This window comes from Gammaproteobacteria bacterium (assembly GCA_029882975.1).
In the GTDB taxonomy this organism is placed as follows: Bacteria; Pseudomonadota; Gammaproteobacteria; order SZUA-152; family SZUA-152; genus JAJDNG01.
Map to the genome: position 1 here is coordinate 1 of JAOUJW010000041.1, position 19,144 is coordinate 19,144.

10 protein-coding genes are annotated in these 19,144 nt (G+C 48.5%); 6 read left to right on the forward strand and 4 right to left on the reverse strand.

All coding sequences use genetic code 11. From position 1 onward, the window contains the following. On the reverse strand, positions 1 to 1,163 hold a 1,163-nt coding region (gene rplU / locus OEY58_20730; protein MDH5327887.1), incomplete at its 3' end, for a 50S ribosomal protein L21. A 670-nt stretch (positions 1,164 to 1,833) separates the two neighbouring features. Here rplU and OEY58_20735 point away from each other — a divergent pair. The 6 genes from OEY58_20735 (at position 1,834) to OEY58_20760 (ending at position 14,391) form a co-directional block, all read left to right on the forward strand. Continuing rightward, a complete protein-coding gene (locus OEY58_20735) occupies positions 1,834 to 3,051 on the forward strand; it encodes a M48 family metalloprotease (protein ID MDH5327888.1) in 1,218 nt (405 codons plus the stop codon). Next, positions 3,044 to 8,746, forward strand: a complete 5,703-nt coding sequence (locus OEY58_20740) for an AAA domain-containing protein (protein ID MDH5327889.1) — start codon at positions 3,044 to 3,046, stop codon at positions 8,744 to 8,746. Before OEY58_20735 ends, OEY58_20740 begins: the two co-directional genes overlap by 8 nt. A 36-nt stretch (positions 8,747 to 8,782) precedes the next feature. After that, positions 8,783 to 9,175, forward strand: coding sequence for a VOC family protein (locus OEY58_20745; protein MDH5327890.1), 393 nt, complete (start codon positions 8,783 to 8,785; stop codon positions 9,173 to 9,175). A 238-nt stretch (positions 9,176 to 9,413) separates the two neighbouring features. Further along, positions 9,414 to 11,894, forward strand: coding sequence for a hypothetical protein (locus OEY58_20750; GenBank protein MDH5327891.1), 2,481 nt, complete (start codon positions 9,414 to 9,416; stop codon positions 11,892 to 11,894). A 510-nt stretch (positions 11,895 to 12,404) separates the two neighbouring features. Continuing rightward, positions 12,405 to 13,604, forward strand: coding sequence for a multidrug effflux MFS transporter (locus tag OEY58_20755; GenBank protein ID MDH5327892.1), 1,200 nt, complete (start codon positions 12,405 to 12,407; stop codon positions 13,602 to 13,604). Positions 13,605 to 13,893: 289 nt separating this feature from the next. Beyond that, entirely contained in the window at positions 13,894 to 14,391 is a 498-nt protein-coding gene (locus OEY58_20760; protein ID MDH5327893.1) for a DUF2892 domain-containing protein, read from the forward strand. A 108-nt stretch (positions 14,392 to 14,499) separates the two neighbouring features. On the opposite strand, the gene OEY58_20765 is transcribed toward OEY58_20760, so the two are convergent. From OEY58_20765 to OEY58_20775, 3 genes are all read right to left on the reverse strand, one after another. Next, complete coding sequence (locus OEY58_20765) at positions 14,500 to 15,183, reverse strand: methyltransferase domain-containing protein (GenBank protein MDH5327894.1); 684 nt, start codon at positions 15,181 to 15,183, stop codon at positions 14,500 to 14,502. Positions 15,184 to 15,460: 277 nt separating this feature from the next. Then, positions 15,461 to 16,681, reverse strand: a complete 1,221-nt coding sequence (locus OEY58_20770; GenBank protein MDH5327895.1) for an alginate export family protein — start codon at positions 16,679 to 16,681, stop codon at positions 15,461 to 15,463. Between the two features lie 77 nt (positions 16,682 to 16,758). Further along, the gene (locus tag OEY58_20775) at positions 16,759 to 19,134 is read right to left on the reverse strand and encodes an aminoglycoside phosphotransferase family protein (protein MDH5327896.1); all 2,376 of its coding nucleotides are present in this window, start codon (positions 19,132 to 19,134) and stop codon (positions 16,759 to 16,761) included. Between the last annotated feature and the right edge of the window lie 10 nt (positions 19,135 to 19,144).

The following is a 19,144-nucleotide window of genomic DNA, read 5'->3' on the forward strand; positions in this document are numbered from 1 at the left end:
CTCGCTGAGGGCCGTTTATTCGCTGAGGGCTCTTTGCTCGCTGAGGGCCGTTTATTCGCTGAGGGCTCTTTGCTCGCTGAGGGCTGTTTATTCGCTGAGGGCTCTTTGCTCGCTGAGGGCTGTTTATTCGCTGAGGGCTCTTTGCTCGCTGAGGGCTCTTTACCGGCTAAAGGCTCTTTATTGGCTAAGGGCATTTTGCCGGCTAAGGGCTTTATAGTCTTCGCGCCGGGGGCAGTGCTGTTATGGTTTAGATTATCAGTGTCCGCTTCCAGTTTTGTTGGTGTCGATGCGGATCCTTCTAAGGCCAATTTCGCAGGGTTGGCATCCAGGGCGACGGTATCGTTAAAGGCGTCGGCTGCGCTGCTTTGATCGTTTGAGCGGTCCGAAGTGACGGCGTTTTGTACCTGTGAGTCGCTTGTAGCTTCGCTGTGTGATGAGTCGGTGCTGTGATCATCGATATTAACCGTATCCGTGAACTCCGAGCCGGTATTGCTGTTAGCCGTTGTCGCTTCCGGCGATTCCGTTGCCGCATTGGTATCGCTAAGCGCAGCGGGTTCCTTCGCCGTAAACGGCGTGTTCGCGTCCGCTGCGGTAGTGCCGGGTTGGTGGGTGCCGGTTGGCAGGTCACTGACGGCGGTTGTGGCGATTGCAGCAGCGGCGATGTCGCTATTCACTGAGCCGGAATCACTTGGATTGGTTTGTGTAGTTTGTGTTGAACTGACAGCATGAGCAGGTTCAAACGGTTTGGAACTCTTGTTTTTCTCAAAGATTTTTCGAGCACTGCTCAGTGCCCGCTTAATCTTTCTGGAATCTGCGTCTTTGATATTTAATACCAAATCATTGATGATGATCTCGTCTATTTTGATTTTGGTAAAGGAAAATCGGTGCTTACTTTTTCTATGATAGAGAATGCGTCGTTTTAAACGAAATACGATGGTGCCTTTTCGGTTTTCGTGTTTGACCACGCGGGCGCGTACAATAGCGCCTTGAATCAAGGGTTCGCCGACAATGACGTTGTCTCCGTTTACTACTTTGGAAATGGTTTCGAACTCAACGGTCTCACCCGGTTCGGCTTCAATTCGATGATATCTGAGCACTTTGCCGGGCCTGGCATTGTATTCCCGGTTGCCGCTTTTAATGATTGCGAAAAGATGTTTGCTCATATTATTCCGGCCCAGACCTAAGCGTTATAAATAAAGTATTTCCTGAAGCCAGGCTAAATCCTAAGTTCATGTAAAGCCCTAACTAAAGTATGGATAGTGACGGGGTAGCCCAAGGAGTTTCGGACACTTTTACAAAATTCCGAGCAAGCATTCTCGAAAATATTTTGTAATGTCTTCAATGAATAGTCCCAATCCGCTCAATACTTAACTCGGCTGGGTCGGTAAAACAGTTTGTGCCCCAGTTCACAAATCATCAACAATTTATATAATTTGTAGATTAGTGTGTGTTTCCGATGCGAAAAAACCCCCGCACAATGGTGCGGGGTTCTATACGGTCTTTCTCTATGTGCCGGGTAATCTTTGCAGCGTCGCCGCAAAGAAGACGAGCGCGAACCAGCCGATATCGTGCTCGGCTTTGGGTCTCGCATCTCCTTTGGCGCAGACGCAGACAATGCGGGTAACGTCCTTGGCAACGAGCTTGGATTAGCCTTATGCGACCGCAGCTCCATGTCGCGAGGGGATGTGCTGGGGGCTCGTATTTAGAAAATCAAATAGAGTAACTAATGATCAGTGATCTTTCAGGAAAATGTGACGCAATGAATAGTTGTTGCTGGGATTGATGCTGAATTTTGCATATAATCCTTATGCCCATGAATAAAGTTACTCGGACATGATGTCAGAAAGTTTGCTGCCTACTTATCTTGCTGATGTTACACACTATCTGGAAACTGAAGAACCACAGTTGTGGGATTGGTTTGCTTCGGCAAAAGTGAAATCCGAGCACGGGGACAATGTCCGTTTACAGCTATTGAAATCCACTTACCGAATTGACCCTCAAACTCAGTCCCATTTGTATGCTATTGCCCAAGGTGTTGCCGAAAAATTGGGTATCGAACGTCCCATCACTTTATACCAGGGACAACAAATCAATGAGCTGAATGCTTCGCTTGCCTATATTCCAGATGAGCCACATGTTATTTTCTATGGCCCCTTGTTAAAAACGCTGCAGGATGAAGAAATTGCAGCAGTTCTAGGTCATGAGCTGTATCACTTCCAGCTGTGGGAGCGGGATGAGCAGCGTTACTTCACCGCATATCAAATTCTAGAGGCTTTGGCCCAAGATCATCAAGCAGACGCTTGTTATCTGGAAAGTGTCCGCTTGTTTTCTTTGTTCACTGAGGTGTATTGCGACCGCGGTGCCTACTTGGCGACGGACAATCTGAATGTGGCTGTGAGTGCCATGGTCAAAATGGTCACCGGTTTGGACGCGGTGAGTGCTGAAGCCTATTTGCAGCAAGCCGATGAGATTTTGGAGAAACACGCCAAAGGCAGCATGCATGTTACCCATCCGGAAAGTTTCTTGCGGACCAAAGCGCTGGCGGTGTGGCAAGAGCAGCAAGATGAAGGTCTGGTTATGCGTTTAATTCGAGGGCCGGTTGCGTTGGGGCAGCTCGACGTGTTGGAAAAAGAAAGCTTGTCGCGGCAGACTCGGGCTTTGATTGAGCTGTTATTGCAATATCCCTGGATGCGAACCGAAGCCGTTTTGGCTCATGCACGGCAGTTCTTTCACGACTTTCAGACTACCGACAATCAGGAATTCATTAACACGAATCAGACACAACTGCATCAGGCGTTAAAAGCCGGTCATAAAAGCGTGAAGGATTACTTATGCTATGTGATGTTGGACTTTGCTGCAGTGGATCAGTCCCTGGATGAGGCACCCTTGGCGCATTGTTTGCTGTTGTCGGAGAGTTTAGGCGTTATGTCGCATTTTTCAGAAATGGTTCGAAAAGAACTGGGTCTTACCAAAAAAGCGCTCGATACGCTAAGCGCCTCTGCTGCCGATTTGCTGGATAAGTTGGCGGCTTCCGGGGAGACTCATGAGTAAGTTAGAACATTATCTCAACGAGCAAACCGATCAGCCTTTTCTCACCAGTGACGCGGTGGTGCATGCCATGCTGCCCTTGATTAAGCAGTTGCTTGAAACCCATGAAGCGGGTCAGGTGGCACCGTTGCAGGGTCTGGGTGAGCTTCATATCGAAAATGCCGGAATTTGGTACGCGATCAAGGACGCCAAGCCACCGAGCTATGCCAAGAGCGCGCTGCGACGGGTCGATCCGCCCCACAAAGGCGCGTTGCGCATAGTGAGCGAATCATCCCATCTCAGTGATCTGAACGAAGGCTCGGAAGTGCATCGAGATCACTCCATTGCCGAACGTACGGATAAAATTACCGCGCCGGTATATTTGCCTGGCTATATCTGCTGGGAACACCAATTGGAGCATCACGATCCATTGAGTGACATATTTGTCATCGGGCTTATATTGGCTTCCCTGGCCTGCAATCTGGATTTAAACAATAGTGAAGATTTGCAACTGTTTGTGGAGAATCGGCACAATCTGTTTGCCATAAACTCAGATCTCAATCCGGTTATCGCTAAGGTGATTGTACAAACAACGGAACTTAGCCGACATGTGCGTCTTGCCGACCTGGAGTCTTTGTACCGTTCGCTAAAAAACTATCGGGATCAGGACAGCGATATAGATTTTGAACTGCTTAGGGTCGGCGGCTTTGATAAAAAGAAAGTCGACGAAAAACAGCAGATCATTTTAGGGAAACTTCAGGAAAGGCTGTTTGAAATTTCCAAACGTAATAAGCTGTTACATTTTTCCGCGACACAGAACATGGTGAATCTCACTCAGGCTTCTGTGCCATTGTCCTGCGATGTGCAGAATATAAAAGCCGATTCTTTGCTGACTTGGGGTCATTCATTCAAAGAGGATATCCTGAAAGAAAAGCCGACTTTGTTGAATAAGTACGTCAACACGCTTGAGGCGCTTTACGTGCCGGGCTCCTTGGATCGTTTGCGCACCGAAGCCAATCGAGATCAGCAGGAGTTCGGGTTTGCTCAGTTGCGTTTGGTGTTGTGCTTTTTATCGTGGACCAATTTGAAAGAATCCAATAAAGAGCGTTTTTATTCGCCTTTGGTATTGCTCCCGGTAGAGTTGAGCAAGAAAAAAGGAGTGAAAGACAAATACTGGCTGCAGTCCCTTAGTACCGAGGCGGAAATCAATCCGGTGTTGCGACACCAATTTGGTGAGCTTTATGATATTCATCTGCCCGACAGCATCGATTTGAAAAAGACCGATCTGGTGGAATTTCACCAGTGGCTTAGAGCACAAATTGAATCCAGCGATCAGTCCATAACACTGGAGCTTATCGATAAGCCCAAAGTGGATATTGTGCATGCCGCCGCCAAACGCCGCCTGGATCATTACAACCGTCGCGCCGGTCTTTCCGGGCGGGGTATTGTCAAATACGAAGATATTGATTACAGCTACAAGGCGGGCAATTTTCACCCGCTGGGTTTGCGTTTGTTTAATCAAAGAATACGCAAAACCCCCACTTATTTACAGCGCATCGTCGGCGATGTAAGCAGTGTGGATATGCAATATATGGTGCAGTTACCGGGCGCTTCGGTCGGGTCGGAACAAAAGAAAACCAAAGCCTTTTACTCGCTGCGAGAAAACGATGAAACCAACCCTTATCGCTGGCAGTATGATATTTGTAATGTCACTCTGGGGAATTTCAAGTACCGAAAAATGTCTTTGGTAAAAGATTATACCCGTTTATTGGAATCGCCTCAGCACAACCAAGCCTTCGAAGCCACGTTTTCACTTAACCCCAGGCCCTTATCTCATCACAGTGAAAAAGAGGCTGACCTTAGTCAACAGTTCCATATCGTACCCTGCGATCCCACGCAATCCGAGGCCATCGCTCTGGCCAAACGGGGGGAAAGCTATATTATTCAAGGGCCGCCCGGTACCGGTAAGTCTCAGACCATTACCAATTTGATTGCCGACTTTATTGCCAGAGGTAAAAAAATATTATTCGTTTGCGAAAAGCGTGCAGCCATTGATATTGTTTATTTGCGTTTAAAACAACAGGGCTTGGGTGCTATTTGCAGCTTGATTCACGACTCGCAAACAGATAAAAAACGTTTCATTCTCGACCTAAGGGCGACATATGAAGGTTTCCTGGAGTTTGATAGCGCCGGGAACGCAGATGCGCAGGCGCAAAGAAAGGACATTGTCGTTCGTCTCAATGAAAGTTTGGAGCCGCTCAAGCGCTTCGATAGCCATATGACGCAAGTTTACGATTCGGCGGGTATCCCTTTGAATCAGCTGTTGGAATTGGCGATACGGAACAAGCATCTGTTACCCCAATTCAGTGTGTTGGAGTTTGAGAGGTTTCCGGAGTATGCCCAATGGGAGATGCATCGCGCCCCATTGACAGAGTTGCAAGCGGCTATAGGCGAAATTCAAGAGGACGGTATTCTCGCTAAACATCCTCTAGTACTGTTGCACGAGCAATTCATAGATCATGCGGAGCCTATGAATACTGCGGCACAATTGATCGACTCGGCTCTGAGTACACTGCAGTCCTTACAAGAGCGTTTAGCCGGCTACAATCAAAAGGCCGGTTTTGCCGCGGCGGATTTTACGACCGTGGCGGAACTGCAGCAACTGCTGGCGTATACGCAATCCATAAAACCACTGGCGCAGGCAAAACTGAACTGTTTGTTTGATGATAGCCATGCGCTGACCCAGCGTTTTGAGAGTGCGCGGAAAAAGTACCTGAAAAAGCTGGAACAGTATAAGAAGGCTCAAGACAAAACCCAACACTGGCGGAATAAACTGGCACCGGAGGAAACGGAAGCTGCGCTGGCACAGGCATCCGGTGTGGGAGGGGTTCTGGCTTTTCTAAGTCCTACTTGGTGGAAGCTGCGAAAAGTATTAAATCTGCATTATGATTTTTCGGCGCATCAAATCAAACCGAAGTGGGTTCAGGTGCTGACTTGGCTGCTGGACGAGCACAAAGCCTTGGTCGTGTTGGAGGATTTTGTCGATGACATGAAAATCGACTTCGGTTTTGACTGTGAGTTGGAGGAACTTAATACCACACTGGAAGCGGTTAGCCGTGATTTACCCGACTACACGCAAAGCTTACAGCGGCTACACGAAAATTTGGTCACTCATGCGGACGCTCGCGATATTATCGCCGGATATGCCTCACTGAAACCTTCATTCGTGGAATTTGGCGAAACGCTGTCGCAGTTAGTGCAAGCTTATGAAGAAATCCCGTATTCAGAGCTGAAATTGATTTTGGCCGGAATGAAAGACGCCTTGCATCAGGTGCCGGAATTTCTACTGTGCTTAAAAGCATTGGCAGGTTTGCCGTTGAGTTTGTCCGCTTTGTTTCGAACCCATAAACTCACCAGCTCACAAATCGAAACGGCCATTGCTCACAAAACCGTAACGGCCTTGATTAAAACCCAACCGGCGCTTAACCGGATTGTGGGGACAGTGAAACAGCAGCATGTTAAAACTTTGGGCAAATATCACGGTGCTTTATACAAGCAAAACGCCCATGCGATTTTGGACCAAGTCCGCAGTCATTTTTTGCATAATCTACATGTGAGCAATTTAGCGGCAGCGGAACTCTCGTCGGAGCAGAAAGAATTTAAGAAACGTTATGCGCGCGGGCGACGGGAGCTTGAGCACGAGTTTGGAAAGTCCATTCGTTACAAATCCATTCGCGATATGGTATCCAACGCTTCCGGTGAAGTGATCAATGATCTAAAACGGGTTTGGCTCATGAGCCCCTTAAGCGTTTCCGACACTTTGCCCTTAAGCAGTGACGATTTTGATGTGGTTATTTTCGACGAAGCCAGCCAGATAACCTTGGAAGAGGCCATCCCTTCAATCTTTCGTGCCAATCAATCGGTGGTGGTGGGCGATCAAATGCAAATGCCGCCCACCAATTTTTTCTCAGCCAAAAGTGGCGGAGGTGAGGAAGAGGTCTTGGAGTTTTACGAAGACGATGAACTGGTCGAATACGATCTGAACAGCAACAGTTTTCTTACCCATGTGGCCAATAATCTCGAATCCCGCCGTTTGGGCTGGCATTATCGCAGCCGTTCGGAAGCTTTGATCAGTTTTTCCAATTGGGCGTTTTACCAGGGGTCTTTGTTGACGGTCCCCGATGTGGTGGCCAATTCGGATAGTAAGGCAGCCATTGTTGTGTTTGACTCGCAACAGGGCGATCAAAACCATAACCGGATTCTCGACCGAGGCGTAAGCTTTCATCGTATTGAAAAAGGAATTTATGAGAATAGACGCAATCGGCGTGAGGCGGACTATATCGCCAGACTGGTGCGCGGCCTGTTAACATCGCAAGCGCATAAAAGCATTGGTATTGTGGCGTTTTCCGAAGCGCAACAGACGGAGATTGAGCGCGCGCTGAATGCGCTGGCTGAACACGATCGCGATTTTCGCAATTTGTTGGATGCGGAGTTCGAGCGCGAGGAAGACGGTGAATTCGTCGGGCTATTGGTAAAGAACCTGGAAAATATCCAAGGCGATGAGCGCGACATTATTATTTTGAGTGTTTGTTATGGCCATAACCCGCAAGGGAAAATGCGTATGAACTTTGGCCCGATTAATCAAAAAGGCGGCGAGAAACGGTTGAATGTGGCTTTTTCGCGTGCCAAGCAACACATGGTGGTCATCAGTTCCATTCAACACGCCGATATCACCAATGACTATAACGAAGGCGCCAATGCCTTAAAATCCTATTTGCGTTACACCGAGGCGGTGTCGGTGGGGGATGAGGAATCGGCCAATCGGGTGCTGTTCGGTCTCAGCTATAGCGACCTGGGCAGCGGCAGTGAAAACGCAGCAACGGACGGCGCGGTCAATCCTTGTTTAATCCAACTTCAGTCAGCCTTGGAGCAGCAAGGTTGGGTGGTGGACGCCGGTGTCGGTCATTCGCGCTTTAAATGCGACATGGCATTGCGTCGGCCTGAAGAAACTCACTATCGTCTGGGGATTTTCATAGACGGCGATCACTTCTATCAACAACAAGACGTCATCGAGCGAGACTTATTAAAACCGCAGTTACTACGTAATTTCGGTTGGCGCATTGTACATGTGCTTCTCAAAGACTGGTACGACGATCCTGAATCTGTTTTGGCTCAGATTGATAAAGCCTTAACGCAACCCGAGGCGGAGGAAGCCGTAGAGGATACGATTGAATTAGGACCGGTTCAACCGGAGTCGACGAATACTGTCGCACCAGTCTACGCGGAGCCCGTGCAAGAGTTTATGCAAGAGCCCGTACAAAAGCCAATAGGAGACAATGCAGCGGTTCCTGAGGAACTGAAGGACAAGAGCGAGCCGCTAAAATCGCTGGACGACTCGGTGAAAACACCAAGTACCACAGCGCCCCAGCCAAGCTCATCCCCGTCGACCCGGTCGACTCCAACGCCGACCCCGTCTACGCTTGATCCTCCGGAAGTGGTGTTGGGCAAAACAGTCTATTTGGAATTTGTGTCAGCAAGTTCTGCTAAATTTTGGTCGATCACGGTCAGTGACAAACAACATGAAGTGTGTTTTGGTCGCATTGGCACCAAAGGTCAAGGTAAAGTGCAACAATTTGAAACTACCACCGCGGCATTGGGCAGTGCAACTAAATTGCTGGCCCAGAAACTGAAGAAAGGGTATGTTGTGGTCGGGCAGTAGAGCCGAGAATAACTAATAAGTCACATGGAGTTGAGTATGAAGCGTGTTACCGGCATTGGTGGAATTCATTTCAGTGCAAAGAACCCCGAAGCGCTACGGGCTTGGTATAAAAATCATCTGGGAGTAGATGTCCAAGAGTGGGGCGGGACCGCCTTTCGTTGGGTTGACGATTCGGGAGATCCGGTCAATGGTACTACCGCCTGGATCATTGGGGACGGCTCCGGTTTTGCGCCAAGCAAGACGCCCTATATGATCACCTATCGAGTTGATGACCTTCACGCACTAGTGGCAGCACTACGTGACGAGGGTTGTCATGTACTCGTTGAAGGGGATGGTGATATTCAGGAATCAGGATTCGGAAAGTTTGCCTGGGTCATGGACCCGGAAGGGAACAAAGTGGAGTTGTGGGAGCCGCCTGAAGGGCAATAGCCATACGGAGCGATCAATATTGTAACTATATTTGAGCAGGAGTTTAAACACCGTTATGCAGTTACAAATTAGCTTAAAGCGACTCTCTCCTCGTCGCTCTCAAAACCACCTCCTCCAATACGATTTCTCTCAAACTTCCTCCCCCAAGACTAACACTCAAGCCGAGTATCTTGGTACACTTTACTATCTGGGCGGGTTCACTGAGGCACGGGCGAGTTGGATTTTAGGGGGGGTGAAAATGTTGCGCAGGCTAATTATTTTATTGTTAATCATGAGCTTATCGGCTTGCGGGGGCTCGGATAATTCCGATAAAACCGACCCGGGGACCAATCCCGGTACTAATCCAGGCACCGATCCAGGCACTCCCACGGGTGAGCCCATTGTTAACCAGCTGCGACGCATCGACGTGTTGGAAAATACCACTTTTGTTGCCAACTATGCGCAGATTGTAGCCGGTGCTCGTTCCCTCAGTTATTCACTGGATCAGGGTATGCCGGATTCCCAGTGGCTGGCCATTGATTCGGCGTCCGGGGTTTTGTCTTTTATTACCGCGCCGGATTTTGAAAATCCACAAGACCACAATTTGGACAATGTGTATTTGACCAAAGTTACCATTGTCGATGGAACCGTAACCGAAACATTTGATTTGGATATTCGGGTCATTAATGCAGCAACGGCAAATACATCCAATACTGCACCACGTTTGGTTCAGTTTTATTCGTTTGAGGTAGACGAAAACGTTGGCGGTGAGTTGGGAACCGTTCGGGCCACCGATCTGGAAGAGAACAGCATTAGCTTCAGTATCGGCGGAGGAGTGGATTCGGGACTTGCTATTGATTCCAATACCGGAGTGATGAGTTTTACCGCGCACAACTTTGAGCAACCAACGGATGCTAACGGCGACAACGTCTACGAGTTTGGACTTAACGTCAGCGATGGCGAGCTTTCCACGTTTTACACGGTTGCGGTTACCGTACTGAACGTGAATGAAGCGCCGGTGATGCTTGAGCCTAGGCCGTTCGTCGAACACATTGAAGTGGAGATGGGTAGCCCCTTTGTAGCGCAAATAGTGGCCACTGATGAGGATGTGAACACGCAACTCAGCTATAGTGTGTGTTGCGGGGCCCTGACCGTTTCCGCGTCGGGTTTGGTGGAGTTGTCTGAAATGCCGTCTTTAAACGACATCAACGACAACAACTACTATAGATCTACCTTTCATGTGAGTGATGGTGAACTGAGGGATTCCCTTTACCCTACGATTCATGTCTCCAAAACCATTGCCGACGCAGATACCTCCTTCGGTGAGTTGGATAGCAACACCGGCCTGAGAAAAGGTTATACGGCCCGTAGAATCATCACGTTTGTAGAAGGCCAAGAAGAACAGGCGAACGACGTGGCCGTTTTACCGGTGAGCAATAATATTGTCGCTGTCGGTATCAGCTGGAACAGGCAGACCAATGACCAGGACATGGCGATTTGGCAGTTCACGCCACAAGGAGAGTTGAACACGGATTTAGTTACGGGATTTGGTCCTGTACACCCCACTGACAATACTAAACGTCTGGGTTATCTCACTCATCACAACGCCGGCGGCGGTCAGCTCTGGGACAGAGGATACGCGCTCGCAATCACCAGTGAATCTAAAATTGTTGTTGTCGGCTCAAGCTACGCCACCTCTACTCCCGACCATCGCGGTGATGCTGTGGTTTGGCGCTATACGACCAACGGCGATCTGGATACCGGTTTTGGTGATCCGGATCCGTCCAGCCCCGGAAACCGTTTAGGTTATGTGAGATTTGACTCAACCCTGGTTAACGCCAAGTTTGCAACAGGCAAAGCCGTTGCTATTGCAGCAGACGGCAGCATCATCGTTGCCGGTAATCGCGATGTTATTGGTAACGGCAACACCGACATGATGATTTGGAAATACAACCCACAGGGGCAATTGGATACCGGCTTTGGGGACAGTGTTCAGGGTAATCGCTTGGGTTATGTTTTGCTGAAAGACACGGATCGGGCCAATGCCCCGGATTGGGGTAATAACGACGCGACTCATATTGCATTGGATTCAACCGGACGCATATTGGTTGCCGGTACTGCGAACTTACGTGCAGTGGTGTGGCGCTATACCCAAAGCGGTGAATTGGATGTAGGTAATTTTGGAGTTAATGATGCCAATGGAGTCAAAACCGGATTCTATCATGAACGGGACAATCCATTCAGCGTAACACAAAATGTCGGCTCGGTCCGTGCCACGGGCTTGGCCCTTACCGCAGAAGATAAGGTGGTTTTTGCTTGCGACTCGTTATTGACCGGATTTTCGCTGGTGCGCCTTACGCAAGACGGAGCAATCGACACGGACCCGGTCAGCGGGTTCGGTTACATCGATGCGAACTCACGTGCGGGGTACCACTACCGATACGGATCTGGCGGTGTTTATGGAAATGATTATATTAACGATATCTTGATACTGGCCGACGGTAGAATTGTGTTGGCCGGGGGCACCCTGGTCAGGGGTGGAATATGGAACAATGAAATCTGGTTATTCAGCGCCGATGGATTGTTTCAGGGCATAGCGGGTAACCATACCACCAGAAACTCCGATTCAGCCCGCGCTATTGCCTTGGGTGGCAATAACAAAATCGTGACTGCGGGATACAGCGGCAGAATTGATGGAAATACAAATACAACAGTTATGCAGTTTGTGTTGAGAGAGTAACGTTGGGTATTCGATGTGACAGCGATAGGGTTTTGATTGACCCCGCCGCTGCACTGACATCAATACAGCAAGCCAAGGCTAAAACTAAAGTAGTTTTCTCCTCTGTATCCTATACCTTTGTGGCTGCATTGTGCTCCCACAGCCAAAACAGAAAAAGTGTTGAGGTTTACCTTGTGTCGCCTCTGCATGCGCTTGACGGCTGTTGGCAACAATGACAAGCACAGAGAGTGTAGGAACTGATACAGTCACAAATACATTTTTCGGGTACACGGCACAGGCTCCGTAGTTTTTTGTTGCTTCACCGTTGTTCAATTATAGTTACGTGTTTTCAGTCCAATTCGTTTGGTATATGAGCAAGCCTGCTAACAGTGATCAGTGAATTATTGCAGTCGAACATTTACAAGCGGTGGGTCAGGATACAAGCGTCGGTAGAAAACCGTAAATTTCACCTTATACAAAAGTGTTATTCAGGTTTCTATGTATACTTCTAATTCATAATCATGTGATGGAATGACATTGTCACCCAGTCAAACGGCCCCTAAACACCTGACGTTGGTCATTGCACTATTGACCATGATCGGTCCATTCAGCATCGATACCTATTTACCGTCCTTTGCCGCGATAGAGGCGGAGTTTGGGGTCAGTCGTGCCGTGTTATCGCAGAGTCTGGCTTTTTATCTGGCAGCCTTTGCCGTTTCTACTCTGGTATGGGGGCCGTTATCGGACCGTTTGGGACGGCGAACCGTGGTTTTGTCTTCTTTGTGTTTTTATGTGTTAGCCACTTTGGGCTGCGCTTTATCCGAAGATTACGCCGGGTTTCTGTTTTTCCGCGTGCTGCAAGGGGCGGCCGCCGGCGGTAGTTTGGCAGCCGGTCGGACGATATTGCGCGATGCCTATCCACCGGAGGAGGCGCAGCGCGCCTTATCAAAGGCTATGATGCTGTTTGCCATAGCACCCGCCATAGCGCCGGTGATTGGTGGTTGGCTGCAAGATAGCTTGGGTTGGCATAGTGTGTTTTATTTTCTGGCCATATACAGTTCTTTGGTATTGGTGCTGGTTTTGCTGTGGGTGCCTGAGACCTTGCCCGAGTCCATGCGTCAGTCCTTTCACCCGATTAATGTGGCGCGGGTCTATGGTCGTACCTTGATTCATCGTCGGTTTCAATTTTTAGTGTTTATGCTGGCTTGTTACTTCGGTGGTATGTTTTTGTATATTGCCGGCGCACCCAGTGTTATTTTTGATTTTTTGAATTTGGGTGTTGGTGATTTCGGCATCCTATTTATCCCTTTGGTGGGGGGCTTAATCGTGGGGGCGTGGACCAGTGGGCGCTTGTCTCACCGGTGGCCTATGCAGAAAACTTTAGCATTGGCATTGGTTCTAATGGTGTTGGGTGCTGTGCTGAATAGTGCGCAGGCTTTAGCGGTCTCCCCGACGGTATTGACCACCATTGTTCCATTAACGTTTTACACCGTCGGAATCGGAATTGCTATGCCACCAATGACCGTTTTGACTTTGGATTGTTTTCCCGGTAACAGAGGCGCTGCGGCGGCGGTACAAAGTTTTGTGCAAATGATGGGTAACGCACTCATTGCCAGTGTGGTGGTGCCTGTTTTGGACCATTCTCCGGCCTGGATGGCTATGGGGCAACTGTCTTTGATAGGGATTGTGGTTTTGTTGTGGTTTTATTTGCCACCGCCAACAAAGTCCTAAAAGCGGATCATGCCTATTCTCTAAAGTGTTTTTAATATCTATCTGAAGCATTAATGAAGTCAAGCTGAAGCCTGTCTGAAGGTTATATGAAGATCGGCTGAAGGAAAGGTTATGTTGATAAAACCTGGGATTTGGTCTGCAAACTAAGTGTTTGAAGTTTTGGTTAAATCTCTATTCGATAGGGTCTTTAAGACTCCATTAACAAAGTAGTAAGAGAAAATTCAGTTGCAAGGTCTTTAATTACACATAACAAAACTTGCTTTACACACCAGATGAGAAGGGGGATGTTATGTATAATTCAGAGAGTTTTGGATCAGTAGAAAATCTGAGCCGCACTTCACGTTTAACTCGTGCTATGTTCGGTGCCGTTTTAATTGGGTATACCATGCAAACGACGGTCAGCCCGTTGGGTTGGTTGGCTGTACTACCGCTGCTGGCTATTTTCCCGGTGTTCAGCGCCATCACGGGTTGGAGCCCGGTGATAGCCTTGGTGGCAAAATTGAAAACCAACACGGTGGCAGATACGCGCTTGTCTACTTATACACGGGTACTGTTAGGTGCTTTCGGTGCCACTGCAATCGGCAGCGTATATGTAGCTTCCGCTCCTTTGGGCGCCTTGGCTGTACTGCCCTTGATTGGCATCTATCCGGTACTTGCTGCCATACTGGGAGAAGAACCGTTAAGTGCACTGTTTGCTCAACAGGTCTCTCGCGAGGAAGAGTTCGAGTCAGTTATCCATGAACCGGACCACCGTGAGCACAGAGAGGAGTATCGTCACGCTGCCTAAAATACTTAGAGTTAGGTTCGGCAAATCAAACCACAGGCAGCGCAAGCTGTCTGTGGTTTTTCTATGCTGTGCTTTCTATACCGTGGCTGAATAATTGCGCGCTATGACTTATCGGTTGCGCTCAGAGGACGCAGTGGGAAAGGAGCGCTGATAATGTAGTATCCGTCCTTTGCAGCGCGCTTCTTTTGGCGTGTCTACATTGAAACGTTCAAAGTGATGTTTGTATCCCAATTCGGCCATGTTGCGTGTGAAGTGGTTGCGATTACCGCGATTCGGGTCGACGATCATGACTTCCACGTCGTCCTTGGAGTGACGATCAATAAATCGGGAGACTGTCGATGCCATGGCCGGTTCGTACAAAACATCACTGCCGATAATCAAATCAAAGTTGCCCATGGTAGGGTTGTCGGTTTCCCAGTTTCCTGCTTGAAACGGTATCGGCTCCAAATCATTGCCACGCACATTCTCATCTAGAAAAGACTGCGCCAGTGGATGATAATCGCTGGCGGTAATATCCGTTCCCATGCGCTGTAATACCAGGCTGCTCAGGCCCAGGCCGCAACCGATTTCCAGTACTCGCTTATCCTTTAGCTCCAGTTGGCTGACGTGATTGGCCAAAACCCTTGATGATGGCCATAGAAGTCCAAATAAGGGCCAGGAAGCGGAGGATATTCCCACTGCCGCCGCCAGCTCTCCGGTATCGTCAAACTGTTGTCGGTCTTTTAAAGACCGAATAACATATTGCTCATGGTTGACAGTTATTTTTTGGTACTTAAGCTCATAATCGGGCACGTTGTGTCTCGTGGGTATGGGATCGGAAATCCGACGACACAACAAGCGGAAAAGGTTATGCAGAAGGGGAGAATGGAAAGCCAGCCCACCGTACGCGAATTATCAGGACATTACAAGGGCCGGTGTCACGGTTATGAAATATTTGAAGTGAGTGAGGATTCGGTTTCTGCGAGTACAACTGCGTAGCGGTAGAGAAAAGTGATTCCGCTCAAAGTGTTGGAAATACCTCAAGCACAAACGGTATTAGCCGTTTGTGCTTGAGTGTACAAACAAATCGTCAAAAATTGTATTTAAACGCCAATTCCGTGAACAAGGCGTTGTCGGCGTTAGGGAAAGCCTGGCCTGGGTAGAAGTATCCCACGGTGTAGGTAACTTTTGTGTCCTTAGTGGGGCGACCGCCGACAATAATATCCAAGGCGCTACCCAGATCGGTGCTGGTCCCATTGGGAATTTCGTCGATTTCTGAATTGCGAATATTGCTGCTGGCGACGTCCTGCGTGTAGGTATGATGGACTACATCAAAGGAGAAACTTCTCTGATATCGGAATCCCAAGCCCAAAGTGGTGACTTTGACGTTACTTAACTCCATGTCGACCATTTCTCCATAGATGTTATAGCGCTCAATTCCACCGTTTTTGGAGTCATTGTCTTGATAGCCGGTTTGGCGAAAGTTACCGTCGACATTGTCCGTAAGGTTGTTATCACCGCTGCCGTAAGCGTAGCCCATAATCAATCGGGGGCGCGCCGGTAATGACTTGAAGGTATAGTAAAAACCGAGGTCATAGCCAAAGCCATCAATTGATTGACCGGCTTCATCGCCTCCGACTAAACCGGTTTCCAGCCAGTAGTCCATATCGCCTAATTCACCTTGGGCTTGAAGACCAAAAAACTGTGCATTGCGTTGCCCTGCGGTTTTATCATCCTGAATCAAATAGTAGGCCATTAATTGGTTGTCTTTGATGTATTCGTAGCGGCCATATAGCAAGTAGTTTCTAATGCCTTCATTGGCGCCGGTATTCATGGTGTCTTTGTGATTCTTTTCAAAAGCGAAAAATTCCACAGCGCCATCGGGGATCATAAGTTCGAATCTGGCGCCGTCCAATTCTTCATCGAAAAGCCATTCGCGTTCGTCTTTGGTGCGCATTCGGCCCAGTTTGATATTCATGGTGTTGAACACATTGTCCAGCTGTAAGTAAGCATTCACAATAGAAAGCTCGGTTTTGTCGACTTTTTTTTGCGCTTCGTCATCGTACATATATCTGGCGAAGTCGGCATTTAAGTAGGCAGAGATATTTTCTTTTGGCGAGTAGCGCAGCGCCAGCGATACCAGAGGTCGGTTTCGTGTTTCATCTTCTGCTTTGGTGTCGTCAAGATTAAAATTGCCTTGTTTTCTTGACTCAAATTCTACCCGTCCACCGTAGGCCAGCTCTTCGGAGATTTGGTTGTTGGTGCTGGGTGGTTTGTCTGATCCGGCCCATGCCAAAGGTATTGTTGCCATCAAAACCAAGCAGACACTGCTAGTAGCGAATCTTAGTTTCTTTTTTCCGGTACACATCACCGTATTTCCTCTAATAATTACAGGGTTCTACCTGTGTTGATAATCAATCTGCCGCAATTTGTGTTTGCAGATATTCCAAGTCGTTGTTCTGTGTGCATCAACAGCTGTTCGGTAAAGGCTCTCCGTTCCGGCAACAGCGTGCTTATTTGTACTAAGCGGGCTAAGCTTAAAGATACATAAGCGTCTATTGTTTCTTTTGGTAGGGGCGATAACTGCACATACGCTCTTTCAAAGGCTAAGCAGGCGCTTGAAAGCGCATTGATGTCACCGCGAATTCTCAAAGCATATTCCATTAGGTGGGCGATATAGTTACCCAAGTCCAAGGCCGGATCTCCCTGACTGCAAAGATCCAGGTCAATAAGGGCAAGTTGTTTTTTCGCGCTCACTAAAACTTGATCAAAATAAAAATCCCGATGAATACATCGTGGTATGGAATCCGGAATGTTTTGAGCAAGTTCCTGACAGGCGCAAAACAGGCGGTTAATACGTTCCGCCCAGTGCGGAAAATCTTTACATAAGGTGTCCATGCGGCTGCGAAGTATTGCCAGTTCATCGCTAATGTTGTGAGTTTTTCTTGGTGTCTGGCCGCAATGATGCAGTTTGTGAATCAATGTGGCGATTCGACTCTGGGTGTGGTTGTCATTTGAGTCGAGTGATTCACCGACGGATGAGGCTTCGACCTTGTGGTACAGCCACATATTCAAATCGGGTATCAGTCCGATGGGTTGAGGTACCATAAGGCCATCGTCACTGCTTTCGCCGAATCCGTTTTCCCACAGTGCGGAATTGAGCTTATAGGTTTTTCGGTCTGCGCCCTTGGCGCGGACCTTGCCCATAATGCATAGGTGTACCGGGTCGCCGCGATCGTCAGTTAAAGTAATCTGATATTGCAATAAACAACGGCGCCCCGGTTTGTGTCTGATGATGTGGGTTTGCGCTACCCGCAACGGTGCATTTTGTGAATGGGGTCTAAGTAACGGTTCCAACTTGGTTTCCATATACCTGCCATTCAACGCTAGATTTATACAGGGTAAAGCGGCGTCATTCAGCAGAACAATTTCTTTAGGGGTGTTGGTTAGAACGTTGTATATGCCGGATATGTATCGTTGCAAACAGTGTTCTGTCGCTGCAAGAATTTTTTGGGTTAATACGTCCCAGTTCGGTTGACGATGCCGAAATGGCTCCGGTAGCAATCGGTACAAGCCTAATGCGGTATATAGGTCAATACGGGAGCGTACCTGGTGCGAGGGTTGGTAACCTTCAATGAACGTTTTGCAAATAGCGTCGGCAAGCGTTCGCGAAAGCTTCGCTGCGATAACCTGGCGCTCAATATGGGCAATGAAGTTACCCAGGTCCCTGGCAGGATCGCCAAGGCCGGCGCGATCAAAGTCGACGAAGCTCACCGTGTGGTTTTCCCGAACTAACACTTGGTCGGAATAAAAATCACCGTGTATAGGTGTGGTTATGGGTTCCAGCTTCTTAATGTAATGGGATAATGACGCGCCTATCTTGTCAATCAGGTTCTGCAATTGAGGACAAATTGCAATTACCGACTCAAAGGTTTGGCGTATATCCACCAAATCGTCGAATGGCTCCAAACGGTTTGTGTTGATCTTCTGTCGGTGTAGCTCGGCAAGGGCCTGTCCCGTTTCTTTTACAGAGGTCAAAGCGGCATTGCCTTTCTCAATGAGCTTGGTGAGCTCCGTGGAGCCCAGCCATTCAAACGCCAGTATTTGGTTGTCGTCGTCCCAGGCCAGAATCTCCGGTATGTGTAAGCGTTCTGTGCTGGAAAAACGCTGTGCTGAGGCTTTAGCTTGCTCATAGCCCTGTGGTGCGTACCACTTTAGAACAGCAAAAGCTCGCTGGTTTATCTCTACCCGAACTACGTGGCGTCTTTCCGGCTTATAGCGTAGTTGTACAAACTGCAGTTGTTCTTTTGATACGCAAAGATCCGGAAACAACTTCTCTAACAGGCGTAAACGTCGTGAGGCTTTGTCAAACTTACCTATTCTTTTCAGTTTTTTATCCAGTGGAAAAAAATAGACGGCTACAGCTTCCTTTTCCAGGTTAATCATTGGCTGCGCGTAGCTATGGGAGGTGTCACTGCGCAGTTTCCAGTCGTCTCTATTTAATTTTTCTTGTTTTTCAGAAGCATCATCGCCGAATGCACGGGCGTAGACATTCAGTACCCGTCGTGACGTGTGTACATGATAGGCGACCAGGCAATTGGTTCCGGGTTTGTAGCGAATGTATATGGGGTCTACGCGGATTACCGTTTCCGCAGGCAGGTTGGCTTGTATAACCGTAGTTAATTGTTCCGTGTCCAGCAGCAAACGCAAACCCGGTAGTTTGTGATCGCGATCGATAAAGGCTTGGTCTGGTTTCGATAACATTGTCCGGTTC